Annotated in this window: 15 protein-coding genes, 1 tRNA gene and 1 riboswitch; of the genes, 9 read left to right on the top strand and 7 right to left on the bottom strand. The window is 64.2% G+C overall.

Features of this window, described 5'->3' with window-relative positions; genetic code table 11:
• Positions 1 to 7: 7 nt before the first annotated feature.
• Positions 8 to 82: transfer RNA gene (locus C0606_04285), tRNA-Gly, on the bottom strand.
• 210 nt (positions 83 to 292) lie between these two features.
• On the opposite strand from C0606_04285, the gene C0606_04280 reads away from it, so the two are divergent.
• Together C0606_04280 and C0606_04275 are read left to right on the top strand one after the other, a co-directional pair.
• A complete protein-coding gene (locus C0606_04280) occupies positions 293 to 1,093 on the top strand; it encodes a voltage-gated sodium channel (protein ID PLX38662.1) in 801 nt (266 codons plus the stop codon).
• Positions 1,094 to 1,313: 220 nt separating this feature from the next.
• Complete coding sequence (locus C0606_04275; protein PLX37525.1) at positions 1,314 to 2,525, top strand: GntR family transcriptional regulator; 1,212 nt, start codon at positions 1,314 to 1,316, stop codon at positions 2,523 to 2,525.
• Between the two features lie 580 nt (positions 2,526 to 3,105).
• Here C0606_04275 and C0606_04270 read toward each other — a convergent pair.
• Positions 3,106 to 4,206: a 2'-deoxycytidine 5'-triphosphate deaminase gene (locus C0606_04270; GenBank protein PLX37524.1), complete on the bottom strand. Its 1,101-nt coding sequence runs from the start codon at positions 4,204 to 4,206 to the stop codon at positions 3,106 to 3,108.
• A gap of 78 nt (positions 4,207 to 4,284) precedes the next feature.
• Positions 4,285 to 4,364: riboswitch (SAM riboswitch) on the top strand.
• 53 nt (positions 4,365 to 4,417) lie between these two features.
• Between C0606_04270 and C0606_04265 the strand changes: the two genes are divergently transcribed.
• Positions 4,418 to 5,605, top strand: a complete 1,188-nt coding sequence (locus tag C0606_04265; GenBank protein PLX38661.1) for an O-succinylhomoserine sulfhydrylase — start codon at positions 4,418 to 4,420, stop codon at positions 5,603 to 5,605.
• Positions 5,606 to 5,619: 14 nt separating this feature from the next.
• On the opposite strand, the gene C0606_04260 is transcribed toward C0606_04265, so the two are convergent.
• Positions 5,620 to 6,228 (bottom strand): hypothetical protein, encoded by a 609-nt coding sequence (locus C0606_04260; GenBank protein PLX37523.1) that lies wholly within the window; start codon positions 6,226 to 6,228, stop codon positions 5,620 to 5,622.
• A gap of 138 nt (positions 6,229 to 6,366) precedes the next feature.
• Here C0606_04260 and C0606_04255 point away from each other — a divergent pair, with 138 nt between their 5' ends.
• Together C0606_04255 and C0606_04250 are read left to right on the top strand one after the other, a co-directional pair.
• A complete protein-coding gene (locus C0606_04255; GenBank protein PLX37522.1) occupies positions 6,367 to 6,759 on the top strand; it encodes a Co2+/Mg2+ efflux protein ApaG in 393 nt (130 codons plus the stop codon).
• Between the two features lie 20 nt (positions 6,760 to 6,779).
• Positions 6,780 to 8,228, top strand: coding sequence for a potassium transporter TrkH (locus tag C0606_04250; protein ID PLX37521.1), 1,449 nt, complete (start codon positions 6,780 to 6,782; stop codon positions 8,226 to 8,228).
• Positions 8,229 to 8,340: 112 nt separating this feature from the next.
• Here C0606_04250 and C0606_04245 read toward each other — a convergent pair whose 3' ends face one another.
• Positions 8,341 to 8,754 (bottom strand): Tellurite resistance protein TerB, encoded by a 414-nt coding sequence (locus tag C0606_04245; protein PLX37520.1) that lies wholly within the window; start codon positions 8,752 to 8,754, stop codon positions 8,341 to 8,343.
• Positions 8,755 to 9,007: 253 nt separating this feature from the next.
• Between C0606_04245 and C0606_04240 the strand changes: the two genes are divergently transcribed.
• Positions 9,008 to 10,642: a lysine--tRNA ligase gene (locus C0606_04240; protein ID PLX37519.1), complete on the top strand. Its 1,635-nt coding sequence runs from the start codon at positions 9,008 to 9,010 to the stop codon at positions 10,640 to 10,642.
• Positions 10,643 to 10,731: 89 nt separating this feature from the next.
• Here the strand turns inward: C0606_04240 and C0606_04235 are convergent, their stop codons facing one another.
• Both C0606_04235 and C0606_04230 read right to left on the bottom strand, forming a co-directional pair.
• Positions 10,732 to 11,520: a hypothetical protein gene (locus C0606_04235; protein PLX37518.1), complete on the bottom strand. Its 789-nt coding sequence runs from the start codon at positions 11,518 to 11,520 to the stop codon at positions 10,732 to 10,734.
• A 119-nt stretch (positions 11,521 to 11,639) separates the two neighbouring features.
• Positions 11,640 to 12,281: a DNA-binding protein gene (locus C0606_04230; GenBank protein PLX37517.1), complete on the bottom strand. Its 642-nt coding sequence runs from the start codon at positions 12,279 to 12,281 to the stop codon at positions 11,640 to 11,642.
• 238 nt (positions 12,282 to 12,519) lie between these two features.
• On the opposite strand from C0606_04230, the gene C0606_04225 reads away from it, so the two are divergent.
• From C0606_04225 to arsC, 3 genes are read left to right on the top strand one after another with little or no spacing between them, the layout of a single operon-like run.
• Positions 12,520 to 12,867, top strand: coding sequence for a DUF952 domain-containing protein (locus C0606_04225; protein ID PLX37516.1), 348 nt, complete (start codon positions 12,520 to 12,522; stop codon positions 12,865 to 12,867).
• Complete coding sequence (locus C0606_04220) at positions 12,864 to 13,952, top strand: dihydroorotate dehydrogenase (quinone) (GenBank protein PLX37515.1); 1,089 nt, start codon at positions 12,864 to 12,866, stop codon at positions 13,950 to 13,952. Before C0606_04225 ends, C0606_04220 begins: the two co-directional genes overlap by 4 nt.
• A 13-nt stretch (positions 13,953 to 13,965) precedes the next feature.
• Complete coding sequence (arsC, locus tag C0606_04215) at positions 13,966 to 14,310, top strand: arsenate reductase (glutaredoxin) (GenBank protein ID PLX37514.1); 345 nt, start codon at positions 13,966 to 13,968, stop codon at positions 14,308 to 14,310.
• Positions 14,311 to 14,353: 43 nt separating this feature from the next.
• Here arsC and C0606_04210 read toward each other — a convergent pair whose 3' ends face one another.
• Positions 14,354 to 15,703 (bottom strand): MATE family efflux transporter, encoded by a 1,350-nt coding sequence (locus tag C0606_04210; GenBank protein ID PLX37513.1) that lies wholly within the window; start codon positions 15,701 to 15,703, stop codon positions 14,354 to 14,356.
• Positions 15,704 to 15,852 lie beyond the last annotated feature (149 nt).

Below are 15,852 nucleotides of genomic sequence, written 5' to 3'. Positions count from 1 at the left end.
AAAGGATTGGAGCGGGCGATCGGGATCGAACCGACGACATTCAGCTTGGGAAGCTGACGTTCTACCACTGAACTACGCCCGCGCTGTCGACTCGTTTAATCCATCGCCCGAATGAGGGCAAGCTGATCGGCGCGGCGAGGCATTGAGCGCCTGCTCGGTCATGAACCCCGCGCCGCCCCACGCGCCACCATGAACCCTTGACACTTCCCGCCGAAGCACCGACTTCATGGGGCGCGCCGGTCGCTGCCGGATTGGCGCGTTTGTCCGTATTTTACTGCTGCCGGGGCCGTTCATGCTCGACAAGATTCGCGCATTGGTGACGTCGCGACGCTGGGAAGCCGCGATCGTCACGCTGATTGTCATCAACGCCATCACACTCGGTCTGGAAACGAGCGCCAGCGTCATGGCGATTGCCGGCCCCGTTCTCGTCCTCATCGACAAGCTCATCCTCTCGGTCTTCGTCGTCGAGATCGTGCTGCGTATCATCGTCCACCGCGCGCGCTTCTTCGCCGACCCATGGTCGTTGTTCGACTTCGCCATCGTCGCCATCGCGCTGCTGCCGAACACCGGCGCGCTGTCGGTCATGCGTGCGCTGCGTATCCTGCGTGTACTGCGCCTGATCTCGGTCGTACCGTCGCTGCGCCGGGTCATCGGCGGCCTGATCGCCGCGCTGCCCGGCCTTGGCTCGATCGTGCTGCTGATGACGCTGATCTTCTATGTCTTCGCGGTGATGGCGACGAAGCTCTACGGCGCCACCTTCCCGGACTGGTTCGGCAGCATCGCGCTTTCCGCCTACACGCTGTTCCAGATCATGACGCTGGAAAGCTGGTCGATGGGTATCGTCCGCCCGGTGATGGAGGTCCACCCGCTCGCCTGGATCTTCTTCGTGCCGTTCATCCTCTCGACCGCCTTCACCGTGCTCAACCTGTTCATAGGTATCATCGTCTCGGCCATGCAGCAGGAGCACGAGGCCGAAGCCGCCGCCGATCGCGAGGCGATCCACAGCGAAACGAGCATCATGCTGGACGAGATCCGCGCCCTGCGTGCGGAGGTCGCCGCGCTGTCGAAAAAATCCGGCCGGTTCGATGAGTGAACGCGGCGACGCGTTGGCCGCATAGCTGCTCTGCGCATTTCATTTAGGTCAGTATTGTTGACTTAAACATTGCGCTGTGATCTAAAACGCCGACACAAAATTGCGCGTGCCTGGCGCGCCGCGTACGAAAACTGCTTCGCCGTCATTGAAAGCAAGGAACGGGGCCGTTCTCCCGAACGGTCGCGCCTGCGCACATGGTGGCCCTTCTGGGAGCGATCCGATGTCGAGTTGGGATGAAATCTTTGCGACCCGTACCGGGCGCATGGGAGCTTCGGAAATCCGCGAGCTGCTGAAGGTGCTCGACCGGCCCGACGTCATCACGCTGGCCGGCGGCATCCCCGATCCGGCGCTGTTTCCGGCGGGCGCATTCAACGCCGCCTATTCGGCGATCCTGACCTCGTCGCAAGCCGGCAACGCACTGCAATACTCGCTCAGCGAGGGCTACGCCCCGCTGCGTGAGTGGATCGCCGCGCGCATGAATGCCGACGGAGTGCCGTGCACGCGCGACAACATCTTCATCACCTCCGGCTCGCAGCAGGGGCTCGACTATCTCGGCAAGCTGTTCCTGTCGCCGAACGACACCGCGCTCGTCACCTGGCCGACCTATCTCGGCGCGCTGCAGGCCTTCAACGCCTTCGAGCCGGCCTATGACCAGCTCTCGCCGGGCGGCAACCGCGCGCCACAGAGCTATCGCGAGAGCGCGGTGGCCGCTGGCGGGCGGGCGAAATTCGCCTACCTTTGCCCCGACTTCGCCAACCCGACCGGCGAGACGCTCGATCTGGCGGGGCGCGAGGCCGTGCTCGATCTCGCCGCCGATCTTGGCGTTGCCGTCATCGAGGATGCCGCCTATCGCGATCTGCGCTACGAGGGCGAAAACCTGCCGTCGATCATGGCGCTTGACTGCGCCCGCTCCGGCGGCATCGAGGACACCCGCACGATCTATTGCGGCAGCTTCTCCAAAACCCTGTCGCCGGGTCTGCGCGTCGGCTGGGTCTGCGCCAATTCCGAAGTCATTCACCGCCTGGTGCTTGCCAAACAGGCCGCCGACCTACACTCGCCGACCATCAACCAGATGGCCGTCCACCGCGTCGCCGAGGCCGTCTTCGCCGAGCAGGTCGAGAAGACGAAAGCCGTCTACAAGAGCCGGCTCGACGCCATGCTGTCCGCTCTGGAACATGAGATGCCGGACGGCACCATTTGGACGCGGCCCGAAGGCGGCATGTTCGTCTGGGTGACGCTGCCCGACGGCGTCGACGGCGCGGAGCTGCTCGTCCGCTCGCTCGAGACGGAAAAGGTCGCCTTCGTGCCCGGCAAGGCGTTCTTCGCCGACGGCACCGGCGCCAACCACATCCGCCTCAACTTCTCCAACGCCAACGAGGAAAAACTCGCCGAGGCCGTCCGCCGGCTGGCGCGGTTGATCAAGGCGTTTTGAGGGGGCAGGTCACCACGCGCGCGTTGGCTTTCGCTCACGGTCGAGCGTTCGCGTCGCTCACTGACCTCCGCGAGGGCGCCCCAGTGGGCGGTGCGCAGTCGCGCTTGCGAACCCTGCGGGTTCGGTGAGCGTTGTACGGCAAGGTTGGTGAGCATAGGAGCCTGCCCGCCCTCTCCCCGTCACCCCGGACAAGCCGCGACGCGGCGCGATCCGGGGCCCATTGCCCCTGTCGGCGCGGTTTGCCGCCGAGGGTTGGCACCTGCTCAACCTCGCTCTCTGCGTCATCCTCGGGCTTGACCGGAGGATCGCCTTCCATGCGGGTGGGGCGTGTTGAAGGTGAGGGGCGCTGACCCCTTTGCCGACACACTGACGTCGTGCTCGTGGCTACCCGATCCTCCGGTCAAGCTGGAGGATGACGAGGGGAGAGGCTCGGAGGATGACGTGGGGAGAGGCTCGGAGGATGACGAGGGGAGCGAACGGCGCGAGTCGCGGTAAGCGAAAGGAAGACGACGAGGGCGCGGGCGCTGAGGAGGGCGTGCGCTGCCATCGGGCCTACAAGGCGCCGACTTCCACCCAACCCCTACGGCACGGGCTTGAAGTGCTTCGACAGTTTCAGGCCCTGCGCCTGATAGTGCGAGCCGATATCGGTGCCGTAGAGTGTTTCCGGCTCGGCGAGCATGCGCTCATAGACCAGCCGGCCGACGACCTGACCGTGGTCGAGGATGAACGGCACGTCGTGGCTGCGCACTTCGAGTACCGCGCGCGAGCCGGTTCCGCCCGTCGCGTGATAGCCGAAGCCGGGATCGAAGAAGCCGGCATAGTGGACGCGGAACTCGCCGACCAGCGGGTCGAACGGCACCATTTCGGCCGCCGTCGAGGGCGGCACGGTGACCGCTTCGCGGCTCACCAGAATGTAGAATTCGTCCGGGTCGAGAACGAGGCTCGAGGCGCCGCGCAGATAGATCGGCTCCCAGTAGTCGTAGACGTCGTAGGCGCCCTTGTTGTCGACATCGATGACGCCGGTATGGCGCTTGCCGCGGAATCCGACGGGGCGTCCGTCCTTTTCGGAAAGATCGATCGAAAGATGCACGCCGCCGGCAAAACGCGGCTCGGCGCCGTCGACCACGGGCGAGGTCATGTGCAGCGTGGCGAGCGCGTTGTCGTCGAGCAGCGGCGCGCCACGGCGGAAGCGGATCTGCGACAGCCGCGAGCCGGTGCGCACCAGCACCGGGAAGGTGCGCGGGCTGATCTCGGCATAGAGCGGCCCGTGATAGCCGGCCGGCACGGTGTCGAACTCGACGCCATTGTCGGTGATGACGCGGGTGAAGACGTCGAGCCGCCCGGTCGAGCTCTTCGGATTGGCGGTCGCGGCGATATCGTTCGGCAGTGCGAGGCTTTCCTGCAGCGGCACGATATAGACGCAGCCGGTTTCCAGCACCGCACCCTCGGTCAGCGGGATCGTGTGCAGCTTCAGCCTGGCGAGTTTCTCCGAAACCGGCGTACCCGGCCCCGGCAGGAAGCTCGCCCGCACCCGGTAGGCCTCATTGCCAAGCCGCAGATCGAGGCTCGCCGGCTGGATCTGGTCGGACGCGAACGGCACATCGATGCGCAGCGCGTCGTCCCTGTGCAGGTCCGCGATCATCTGGGCGGGGAGGATGCCGCTGGTGCGCGCCTCGGTCATGGCTTGTCCGTTTCGTTCTGGTCGTTCCCGTTGCTCTAGCCCATCCGAACGTTGACGCCAAGGGACCGAGACGATATGGGAAGGGACCGTGGTCATTTGAGCCGGCCGGCTTGCCGCCACGTTAAATAAAGTCGCTAAAAGGCCGGGTGACGAAAAAACCCCGGTCTGGCGTATCCGCTGGCCGGGTTTTTTTGTGCCGAAAGGGCAGACGATGACAGACGCACCGCGCCGCTGGCGCCCCGCCACCGAGATGATCCACGCAGGAACGCTGCGCTCGCAGTTCGGCGAGACCTCGGAAGCGCTGTTCATGACGCAGGGCTACATGTACGACAGCGCCGAGCAGGCCGAAGCCCGCTTCAAGGGCGACGAGCCGGGCTTCATCTATTCGCGCTACGCCAACCCGACGGTGGCGATGTTCGAGGAGCGCATGTGCGCGCTGGAAGGCGCCGAGGCCGCTCGCGCGACCGGCAGCGGCATGGCGGCAATCACCGCGGCCCTGCTGTGTCAGCTCAGCGCCGGCGATCACGTGGTCGCGGCGCGCGCCCTGTTCGGCTCGAGCCTCTATCTGCTGGAAGAGCTGCTGCCGCGCTACGGCATCACCGCGACGCTCGTCGACGGCACCGAGCTCGATCAGTGGCGCGATGCGGTTCGCCCCGAGACGAAGACCTTCCTGCTTGAGAGCCCGACCAACCCGACGCTCGACGTCGTCGACATCGCCGCCGTCGCCGAAATCGCCCACGAGGCCGGCGCAACGCTGATCGTCGACAATGTGTTCGCGACGCCGCTGTGGCAGCAGCCGCTCGAACTCGGCGCCGACGTTGTCGTCTATTCCGCCACCAAGCATATCGACGGGCAGGGGCGCTGCCTCGGCGGTGTGGTGCTCTCGAGCGAGGAATGGATCGACAAGAACCTGCACAATTTCCACCGCCAGACGGGCCCGTCGCTGAGCCCGTTCAATGCCTGGGTGCTGCTGAAGGGTCTGGAAACGCTGTCGGTGCGTATCGAGCGCCAGACGGCGAATGCGGCAAAGCTCGCCGACTTCCTCGCCACCCATCCGGCCGTGTCGCGCCTAGTCTATCCGGGCCGCGCCGACCACCCGCAGGCCGATGTCGTCGCCAGGCAGATGAAGGCGGGTTCGAGCCTCATCGCGCTCGAACTCGGCGGCGGTAAGGGGGCGGCCTTCAAGCTGTGCAACGCGCTGCAGATCGTCGGTATTTCCAACAATCTCGGCGATGCCAAGAGCCTCATCACCCATCCGGCGACGACGACCCATCAGCGACTTGCCGACGCGGTGAAGCAGCATCTCGGCATCACCGACTCCCTGCTGCGCCTGTCCGTCGGGCTGGAGGATGTCGACGATCTGATCGAGGACTTCGATCAGGCGCTGAAGGGGGTGTGAGCCGGGGAGGGGAGCTAGCCCCTCAACGTCTGCACGGCAAAAAGGATGCGTGCTGCCGCAGAAAGGAAGCAGAGCGCGGCAAAGCCGAAAGCGATCAGCGGGAAATGCGCCGGCCACAGGCAGAAGGAGATGAATACGGCGATTGTCTCGGTGCCTTCCGCGAGCCCGCCGACATAGTACAGCGACTTCAGCCCCTGCGCGCTGGTTTCCAGCCCGCGCTTTGCCGCCATCGTCGAGAAGGCGAGGAAGGCCGCGCCATTGGCGTAGAAGCTTGCGAGAAGCACGGCGGCGGCAAGGCCGTTTGCGTTCGGATCGACGATGGCGAAACCAAGCGGGATCGCGCCGTAAAACAGGAAATCGAAGACGATATCGAGATAGCCGCCGAGGTCGCTCTTTTCGGTCGCTCGCGCCACCGCGCCATCGAGCCCGTCGGCAAGCCGATTGGCCAGAAGGAACGCAAGTCCGAGGGCGAATTGGCCGCTCGCGATCGCGGCCGCAGCCGCAAGGCCGAGCGCGAATCCCCCGACTGTGACCGCGTTGGCGCCGATCCCCAAAGCGGCCAGGCCGCGTCCCGCAACATTGAGTGGCGGATCGATCATCCGTCTCATCATGCTGTCGAACAAGGGTTTCTCCCTGTTTCCGCCTCGCTATTGGCGCGCCGCTGCGGCGTCCGCCCATGCCGGCAAGTCGTCGCCCATATCGGGGTCTGGTCAAGCCGCCCGCCCGATGGTTTAACAGGGACAGGACAGGAGTGGCCAGCAATGTACCGAGCCGAGACCCGCGGTATCCGCGTTACCGTTCGCCCGCTCTATTTGGAAGACGAATCCGATCCCGATGAGGATCGGTATTTCTGGGCCTATACGGTGGAACTGCTCAACCTCGGCGTTGAGACGGTGCAGTTGCGCTCGCGCTTCTGGCATATCACCGACGCGCTCGGCCGCGTGCAGGAGGTGCAGGGACCCGGTGTGGTCGGCGAGGAGCCGGTGCTCGAACCGGGCGAGAGTTTCGAATATACCAGCGGCTGTCCGTTGACGACGCCGGGCGGCATCATGGTCGGTTCCTACACCATGGAGGCCGCGACCGGAGAAAGCTTCGAGGTCGAAATTCCGGCCTTTTCCCTCGACGTGCCCGACACGCCCCGGGTTCTGAATTGACCGGATAGCGGAGCTCGCAGGTGCTCGACTACCGCCCCATCCTGATGGTGATCGGCGTCCTTCTCGCGACGCTTGGCTGCGCCATGATGGTGCCGGCGGTGATCGATCTGGCCGCGGCCAACGATGACTGGCAGGTATTCACGGCCTCGGCGATCATCACGCTGATGGTCGGCACCAGCCTGTGGCTGTCGTCGCGCGGCTCGACCACGCGGCTGAGCCACCGCCAGGCGATCCTCATGACGGTCGGCTCCTGGGCGGCGATGGCTGCTTTCGGCGCACTGCCGATCTACTGGTCCGGTATCGTGCCGACCTACACCGACGCCTATTTCGAGTCGATCTCCGGCCTGACGACGACAGGCGCCACTGTCATTGTCGGCCTCGACAACGCGCCGCCCGGCGTTCTGTTCTGGCGCGGCCTGCTGCAATGGCTCGGCGGTCTCGGCATTATCGTCATGGCGGTGGCCGTGATGCCGATGCTCCACGTCGGTGGCATGCAGCTGTTCAAGGTCGAGGCCTTCGATACGGCGGAAAAGATCCTGCCGCGCGCGACCCAGATTTCGGGCATGCTGACGCTCGTTTTCGTCGGCATCACGCTGCTGTGCGGTTTTGCCTACAGCGCGGCCGGTATGTCGCTGTTCGATGCCGCGATCCACGCCATGACCACGGTGGCGACGGGCGGCTACTCTTCGCACGACGCTTCTATGGGCCATTTCGACAGCGCGCTGATCGACTGGATCGCCATCACCTTCATGTGCGCCGGCAGCCTGCCGTTCCTTCTCTACATCAAGGCGCTGCGCGGCCGCCCGGTGGTGCTGTTGCACGACACCCAGGTGCGCACCTTCTTTGCGCTGATCATCACCTTCACCGTGGTGTTATGGGCATATGAGCACTCGGTCCTGGTTCACGAGGGACCGGACGGCTTGCGCTACGCCGCCTTCAACGTCGTCTCGATCATGACCGGCACCGGATACGCCAATGACGACTACAACGCCTGGGGCGCGTTCTCGGCCTCGGCCTTCTTCGTCATCATGTTCATCGGCGGCTGCTCGAGCTCGACCTCCTGCGGCATCAAGGTGTTCCGCTTCCAGGTGCTGGCCGCGACGATTGCCCAGCACGTCAAGCGCATGATCTATCCGAACGGTATCTTCGTCGCCCGCTTCAACGGCAATCCGCTGCCGGATTCGGCCTCTGCCGCCGTGCTCAGCTTCCTGTTTCTTTATGTCGTGAGCTTCGCGGTGATCGCGATCGCGTTGAGCCTGACCGGCCTTGATGACCTCACCGCGCTGTCGGGTGCGGCGACCGCGATCTCCAATGTCGGCCCCGGCCTTGGCGAGACCATCGGTCCGGCCGGCAACTTCAAGCCGCTCAACGACACCGCCAAGTGGATCCTGTCCTTCGCGATGCTGCTCGGACGGCTCGAACTGTTCACCGTACTGGTGCTGTTCCTGCCGAAATTCTGGCGGGCCTAGAGCGTGTCTCCCAAAAGAGGGCACCGGTTTTGGGATAAAGACACGCGTCAAAACAAAGGAACGGACCGCCGGGGTTGGCCGGCGGAGCGCTCTTCGAAGGCTGTATGGTTGGTCAGAGAATGCGGTGACGGGCGCGGGCGCCGGCTTCGATCGCCGCAATGGTCAGCTTGTCGAGATCGAGGCGGTCGCGCAGCAACTGCAGGAAGCGCAGTTCCTCCTGCTCGACATGAAGGTCGGCGGCAGCCACTTCGACAGCCAGTGCATAGGCCGTCTCGTAGAGTTTCTGCGGGAGAGTCTCGGCGACCTTGTCGAGTACGATTTCCAGCCCGTCTTCGTCCTGCAGCATCTGGCTGCAGTCTTCCGCGGCGCCGATCAGCTTCTCGCGATTGTAGTCGCGGAAGATCGGCAGGGTCTGGATGATTTCGCCGATCCGCAAGAGTTCGGAATCGGTCATTGCGCGGTCGGCCGCGGCAATCGTCACCATGACGTAGATCAGTGCGTCGTGATGGGAGATCTTCTTGCTCATGATGACGGTTTCCTGTCGCCTGTTCCAGTGTGTCGCGGCTTACCTAGGAACTGTAACGAGGCCGCGCAAGAGCGCAAGGCCATGCGTGCTCGACGGCCCAAGGCCGTTGACGCCGTGACATCCGCTTACTAGAGCATGTGCGCACGAATTTCCACGTTCTGTCCGCCGGCGTCCGTCGGGCGATGGCGCAGGATCTGGATGGGTGCCGGCGCCGCAATGAGGCGGCCCGGTCCAACTTTTGGGAAACCACAGAATGTCTGCTACCCGCTCCGCCGATCTCGACTTCGATGCCGCTCTCGTCGAGGCCGCCCGCACGTCGAAAGCCTGGCCCTTCGAGGAGGCGAAAAAGATTGTCGCGCGGATCGAGAAACATGGCGTGAGCAACGGTGAAGTTCTGTTCGAGACCGGCTACGGCCCGTCCGGCCTGCCGCATATCGGCACCTTCGGCGAAGTGGCCCGCACCACCATGGTGCGCCATGCCTTCCGCATCCTCACCGAGGACAAGATCCCGACCCGCCTGCTGTGCTTCTCCGATGACATGGACGGCATGCGCAAGATCCCCGAGAACGTGCCGGATCCGGAGTTCCTGCGGCCTTATCTGCAGATGCCGCTGACCAAGGTGCCGAACCCGTTCGAGGGCGACTATGAGAGCTTTGGTCACCACAACAACGACATGCTGCGACGCTTCCTCGACACTTTCGGGTTCGAGTACGAGTTCGCCAGCGCAACCGAGTATTACAAGAGCGGTCGCTTCGACGAGATGTTGCTGCGTGCGGTCGAGAAATTCGACGATATCATGAAGGTCATGCTGCCGACGCTCGGCCCCGAGCGTCAGGCGACCTACAGCCCGTTCCTGCCGATCTCGCCAAAGACCGGCCGCGTCCTCTACGTGCCGATGAAGGCCGTGGACGCCAAGGCCGGTACTATCGTGTTTGACGACGAGGACGGCACCGAGACCGAGCTCCCGGTCACCGGCGGTCTGGTCAAGATGCAGTGGAAGCCGGACTTCGGCATGCGCTGGGCCGCGCTCGACGTCGATTTCGAGATGTACGGCAAGGACCACCAGACCAACTCGCCGATCTACGACCGCATCTGCAACATTCTTGGCGGCCGCGCGCCGGAGCATTTCGTCTACGAGCTGTTCCTCGATGAAAACGGCGAGAAGATCTCGAAGTCGAAGGGCAACGGTCTGACCATCGACGAGTGGCTGACCTATGCGTCACCGGAAAGCCTTGCCCTGTTCATGTTCAACAAGCCGCGGGCGGCAAAGCGACTCTATTTCGATGTCATCCCGCGCAATGTCGACGACTACTACACCTTCCTCGACAAGTACGATGAGCAGGAGGTCGACAAGCGCCTGTCGAACCCGGTCTGGCACATCCACAACGGCACCCCGCCGGAGCTGCACCTGCCGGTCTCGTTCTCCATGCTGCTCAACCTGGTCAGCGCCTCGAATTCCGAGGACCGCGACGTGCTGTGGGGCTTCATTTCGCGTTACGAGCCCGATGCGAGCCCGGAGAAGACGCCGGAACTAGACCGCCTCGTCGGTTATGCGATCCGCTACTTCCACGAGTTCGTGGCGCCGCACAAAACCTTCCGCGCGCCGAGCGAGATGGAACGCGCGGCCTTTGCCGATCTCGATGCGCGGCTCGCGGCCCTTTCATCCGAAAGCGATGGCGAGACGATCCAGAACGAGGTCTATGCGGTTGGCAAGGAGCACGGCTTCGAAAACCTGCGCGACTGGTTCCAGGCGCTCTACCAGGTCCTGCTTGGTCAGGATCAGGGCCCGCGCTTCGGCAATTTCGTTGCCCTCTACGGCATCGCCGAAACCCGCGCGCTGATCGAAAAGGCATTGGCCGGCGAGCTTGGCGGCAAGACCGGCGCCTGACGCCTCCCAATCTCCTGCTCCCGTTCACGAGAACGCCCGGCCTTGTGCCGGGCGTTTGTCGTTGCAAAGGGTGGGCGGCGGCGGAGGAATCAGCGCCAGAGTCCGCGTCCGGCCTCGCGGGCGGAAGCTTCCGCCTTGACCAGGGTGTCGTCGGCCTCACCCTCGGCGAGCCGTGCCCAGCCCCATTTCAGCAGCCATGCGGAGAGGTCGGTGCGGCCGACGGTGCAGGCGAGCGTCACGGTCGCCGGTGCCTCGATCGGTTTGCTCCGACAGCCGATCGACCGGGCCCGGATGAGCCGGCGCAGGGCCGTACGCGCGGCGATGCCACAGCGCCATTCGCGCCCCGAGCGGTCCGTGCAGGTTGTATCGGTGGAGGGCGCGTCGATACCCGCGAGACGGATCGTGATCCGTCCGGATTTGATGGTGCTCGCATCGACGACCAACACCCTGTGGTAGAGACGCATGCGCGGCGGCAGCGGCGGCGGTTGCCGACCGGGGATGCGTTCGAGTGGTCCCTCCACGGTCGGTCCCGGGGTCATGGAGCGCGGCGTCACATCGCGCACCGTGGATGTAACCGGCAGGCCCTCCGGCAGCCGTTTTTCCCCGTCTTTCTCCTCCGCGCGCTGCTGAGGAGATGAATCATTTTGCGACGGGTTTGACAAAATTTCAGCGGCTTTTTGACGCAAGGTTTCGGCCTCGCCAGCCGGGGTGGACGAGGGGGATTTCGCACTTTCCACGCCGCCGATTTCGCCAGGATCTGCCGAATCAGATGTTTCGTTCGAAATCGAAGGATGATTCGTCAGCGGAAGACCTTCCAGCAGGACGTAAAGTCCGCCGGCGGCAAGACCGCAAATCGCTATGATGAGGACCCACCGCATCGACGCTCCCGAACGCTCGTTGCCGAACCGTTCGCATCAATCTGGCCATGCGGCCGCGTCGGATTGGCGGAAAACTGCGCCAATCCGGGCGTACGGCACTGCCGGAAACGGCGGAACGGTTACTGGCTGGCCCAGATAATACGAGCAATCCACTCGATTTCCGAGAGCGAGAAACTGCGGTCTTCGTGGCTTGGATTGAGCGACTGCAGGTCGATCGAGCGCGCCGTCTGGCGATAGAGGATCTTCGCCATCACCTCACCGTCGTTGGTCTTGACCACGACGCGGTCGCCGCGGCGCAGGGGCTCGCCCGGCGCGACGATGATAATGTCGCCGTCGCGGTAGAGCGGCAGCATCGAGTCGCCGGCGACTTCCAGCGCATAGGCGGATTCTCTTGGAGGTTTGGGAAACTCGACCTCATCCCATCCAGAACCTGCCGGAAAACCGCCGTCGTCGAAGAAACCGCCAGCGCCCGCCTGCGCAAAGCCAAGCAGCGGAACGGTGCGCTGTTGCGGCAACAGATCGCCCATCACCTCGTTGTTCACCGCGGTGAGGAAGGAATCCAGCGGTTCGCCGGTCGCTTCGAGGACCTTGGAGATCGACTCTGTCGACGGCCAGCGTTGCCGGCCTTCGCGGGAAACCCGTTTCGACTTGTTGAATGTCGTCGGGTCCAGCCCGGCCTGACGGGCCAGGCCCGAGGGTGAAAAGCCGTGCCGTGCGGCTAGACGGTCGATCGCGGCCCAAACGCGCTCGTGTGACAGCATGATTTATGCCCCTGCCTTAGGTAGCAAAGCGAGATTTCCTCAACCTGTATTATGCAAGCCTTTATATGGACTTACGCTGACGGAATAGGTCTGTCTAGGCAAAAACAAAATTTATCTTATCCCCAGGAGAAGGAATAGGTTCCGTTTCTCCGATATCACCACTCCTGCCGCGCGGGTACCCGACGAAAGGGTTGTATGCCGCCCGACTGCCGGGTAACAGCGGGGGGAGGAGATCATCATGACGGACCTGATCTACAAGATTTCATCGACCACCCTGTGGCAGGATGCAGAGCGCAACGGGGTGTTCGAGGGCGCCCCCGTGGACCTCGCGGACGGCTTCATCCACTTCTCCACCGCGAAGCAGGTGGGGGAGACGGCGGCACGGCATTTTGCCGGCTTGGAATCGCTCGTTCTGGTTGCAGTCGACGCGAACGCCCTGGGCGATGCGTTGCGCTTCGAACCCTCGCGCGGCGGCGACCTGTTCCCGCATCTCTATGGACCGCTACCGCTGGCCGCGGTGCGCTGGGTGAAACCCCTGCCGCTCGGTGCGGACGGGTCCCACGTCTTTCCGGAGGATATGAAGTGATCGACCTCTACAAGAATCTCCTCCGTTCGGCCGTCTTCAACGTCGATCCCGAGACGGCCCACCACCTTGCTCTTAAGGCGCTGTCGACGGGTCTGCTACCGTCCTGCGCGGCACGCAACGATCCGCGCCTTTCGCTGCGCCTGTTCGACCTCGATTTCCCCAACCCGCTCGGCATCGCAGCCGGCTTCGACAAGAATGCCGAAGTGGTCGATCCGCTGTTCGCGCAAGGGTTCGGTTTCGTTGAGGTGGGGACCGTGACGCCGCTTGCGCAGCCGGGGAACCCGAAGCCGCGTCTGTTCCGCCTGCCCGCCGACAACGCCGTCATCAACCGCTTCGGCTTCAACAATGAGGGCCACGCGGCAATGCGCGCCCGTTTGCTGAAACGGCGCAGCGCGGGTGTGCTCGCCGTCAATGTCGGTGCCAACAAGGATGCGGCTGACAGGACGGCCGACTATGTCGCCGGCATTCGTGCCTTCGCCGATCTGGCGTCGATGTTCACGGTCAACATTTCCTCGCCGAACACCCCGGGTTTGCGCGATTTGCAGGCCCGCAGCGCACTTTCCGATCTGGTCGAGAAATGTCTCGCCGCCCGCGATGAGGCAGCGGATTCGAACGGCCGAAAGGTGCCGGTCTTCGTCAAGATCGCGCCCGATCTCGATGAGGCGGCCTTTGCCGATATCGTCGAGGTCCTCGGCGGCAGTGCGGTCGACGGCGTCATCGTGTCGAACACCACGATCACCCGCGATGGCTTGCACGATACGGCCAAGGCAAAGGAAGCCGGCGGCTTGTCCGGCCGGCCCCTGTTCGAACGCTCGACCATCATGCTGGCCCGCATGCACCTCGCGCTCGGCCCCGACAAGCCGCTGATCGGCGTCGGTGGTGTAGACTCGGGCGAGACGGCCTTCGCCAAGATCGCCGCCGGCGCTTCATTGGTGCAGCTTTACACCGCGCTCGTCTATGAAGGCCTCGGCCTCGTCGGGCGTATTCTCGATCACCTCACCAAAGAATGCGACCGCCGCGGTCTCGCCTCGATCAACGACGCCGTCGGCATCGATGCCAAGGCCTGGGCGGCAAAAGACGCATAGGAGAGTTTCTGCGATGACGACCACCATCTGGCACAATCCGCGCTGCTCGAAATCCCGTCAGACCTTGCAGCTCGTTCGCGACAAGGGCGATGAACCGGCGATTGTGGAATATCTCAAGACGCCGCCGAGCGCCGACGAGATCCGCGATGTGCTGAAGGTACTCGGCATCGAGCCCCGCGCGCTGATGCGCACCAAGGAAGCGCTCTACAAGGAACTCGGCCTCGCCGCCGTCGAGGACGACGACAAGCTGATCGAGGCGATGGTCGCGAACCCGGTTCTGATCGAACGTCCGGTCGTTCTCAAGGACGGCAAGGTCGCGCTTGGCCGCCCGCCGGAAAGCGTTCTCGACATCCTCTGACCCTATCTGCGCGGCGCGTGCAGGCGGGGCTTCGGCGACTGAATCAGGAAACCATTCCCGGGCTGGCAAAGGCCCGTTCCCGGCGCTTGATGAGCCGCCAGTAGAGGCTGACGCCGCGCAGGCCGAGGAAGGCCAGAAGCGCCAGCCACAGGCCGTGATTGCCCCACACCGGCACCGCGAACCACCAGATCGCGAAATAGGCCGCCAGCGACGCCAGCATCATGTTGCGCATGTCGTCGGACCAGGTCGAGCCGATGAACACTCCGTCCATCTGAAACGCGACGGCGCCGACAATCGGCGTCAGCGCGGCCCAGAAGAGGAACACGCGCGCCACATCGCGCACCTCACCATTGGTGGTCAACCCGTCGATCAGCATCGGACCGAACGCGAAAAAGATCGCACTCAGCATCCCGCCAAGGCCGATGCTCCAAACGAAGGTGATGGTGACGGCGCGGTCGAAGGCCGGCCGCCAACGTGCGCCGATCGCCCGCCCGGCAAGCTGTTCGGCTGCCGTCGCGAAGCCGTCGAGGAAATAGCCGCCGATCAGGAACAGGTTCATCAGGATGGCGTTGGCGGCAAGCGTGATGTCGCCGGCCCGAGCGCCCTCGCGGGTGAAGAAGGCGAAGGCCGCGAGCAGTGAGAACGAGCGGATCATGATGTCGCGATTGACCGCGAACATGGTCTTGAACGCGTCCGCGCAGAAGATTGTCGACCAGGCCGGCCGCTCGCCGTGGGTCGTCGCAGCAAGTGCCAGAACGCCGCCGGCAATTGCCGTCAGCGCTTCGGCGATCAGCGTTGCCGCCGCCGCCCCCTCGACGCCCCAACCGAGCTCGGCGACGAAATAGATATCGAGGACGATGTTGACGCCGTTCAGCAGCAACTGCAGCAGGAGCCCGGTGCGGGCCCGGCCGAGCCCGAGAAACCAGCCAAGGATGGTGTAGTTCAAGAGGACGAACGGCGTCGCATAGATGCGCACCTCGAAATAGCTGCGCCCGGCCGCTTCGACTTCCGCGCTCGCGCTCATCGCCATCATGCCGAGATCGAGCAGCGGCTGGCGGAGCACGATCACGACGAGGCCGGCGGCGAGCGCGACGAGCACCGAACGGACGAGGATAGCGCGCTGCTCGATCACATCATCCGCGCCGAATGCCTGGGCGGTCAGGCCGGTCGTGCCGGCGCGCAGGAAATTGAAGGTGGTGAACAGGACGTCGAAGACGATCGCGCCGATGGCGATGCCGCCGAGCAGGGCCGCGTCGCCAAGCCGCCCGATCACGGCGGTGTCGGTCAGGCCGACCAGAGGCGTCGACAGATAGGCGAGCGTCATCGGCACGGCGATGGCAAGCACGCCGCGATGCGTCACTTCAAACGGCAACACCGCACGCGCGCGAGACATTTGCTGATGACCCGGAAAAAAAGCCGCCGCCAATATCTTGGCAGCGGCGAAACCAGTCAAGCGGTCGGATGAACGATGTGTGCTCGAGATCGAGCAGCCTCATCCGTGAATATACGTAGAATATTGCGGGCGCGGATGCAACAGAAAAC

Source organism: Hyphomicrobiales bacterium (assembly GCA_002869065.1).
Classification (GTDB): Bacteria; Pseudomonadota; Alphaproteobacteria; order Rhizobiales; family Rhodobiaceae; genus Rhodobium.
The sequence above is the reverse complement of the archived record's forward strand: the minus strand, read 5'-3'. Positions and strand labels throughout refer to the sequence as shown.

Excerpts from the sequence above, each read along its gene's own strand:
- C0606_04280 (PLX38662.1), top strand. The coding sequence starts at position 293 with ATGCTCGACAAGATTCGCGCATTGGTGACGTCGCGACGCTGGGAAGCC.
- C0606_04275 (PLX37525.1), top strand. The coding sequence starts at position 1,314 with ATGTCGAGTTGGGATGAAATCTTTGCGACCCGTACCGGGCGCATGGGA.
- C0606_04270 (PLX37524.1), bottom strand. The coding sequence starts at position 4,206 with ATGACCGAGGCGCGCACCAGCGGCATCCTCCCCGCCCAGATGATCGCG.
- C0606_04265 (PLX38661.1), top strand. The coding sequence starts at position 4,418 with ATGACAGACGCACCGCGCCGCTGGCGCCCCGCCACCGAGATGATCCAC.
- C0606_04255 (PLX37522.1), top strand. The coding sequence starts at position 6,367 with ATGTACCGAGCCGAGACCCGCGGTATCCGCGTTACCGTTCGCCCGCTC.
- C0606_04245 (PLX37520.1), bottom strand. The coding sequence starts at position 8,754 with ATGAGCAAGAAGATCTCCCATCACGACGCACTGATCTACGTCATGGTG.
- C0606_04240 (PLX37519.1), top strand. The coding sequence starts at position 9,008 with ATGTCTGCTACCCGCTCCGCCGATCTCGACTTCGATGCCGCTCTCGTC.
- C0606_04235 (PLX37518.1), bottom strand. The coding sequence starts at position 11,520 with ATGCGGTGGGTCCTCATCATAGCGATTTGCGGTCTTGCCGCCGGCGGA.
- C0606_04230 (PLX37517.1), bottom strand. The coding sequence starts at position 12,281 with ATGCTGTCACACGAGCGCGTTTGGGCCGCGATCGACCGTCTAGCCGCA.
- C0606_04225 (PLX37516.1), top strand. The coding sequence starts at position 12,520 with ATGACGGACCTGATCTACAAGATTTCATCGACCACCCTGTGGCAGGAT.
- arsC (PLX37514.1), top strand. The coding sequence starts at position 13,966 with ATGACGACCACCATCTGGCACAATCCGCGCTGCTCGAAATCCCGTCAG.
- C0606_04210 (PLX37513.1), bottom strand. The coding sequence starts at position 15,703 with ATGTCTCGCGCGCGTGCGGTGTTGCCGTTTGAAGTGACGCATCGCGGC.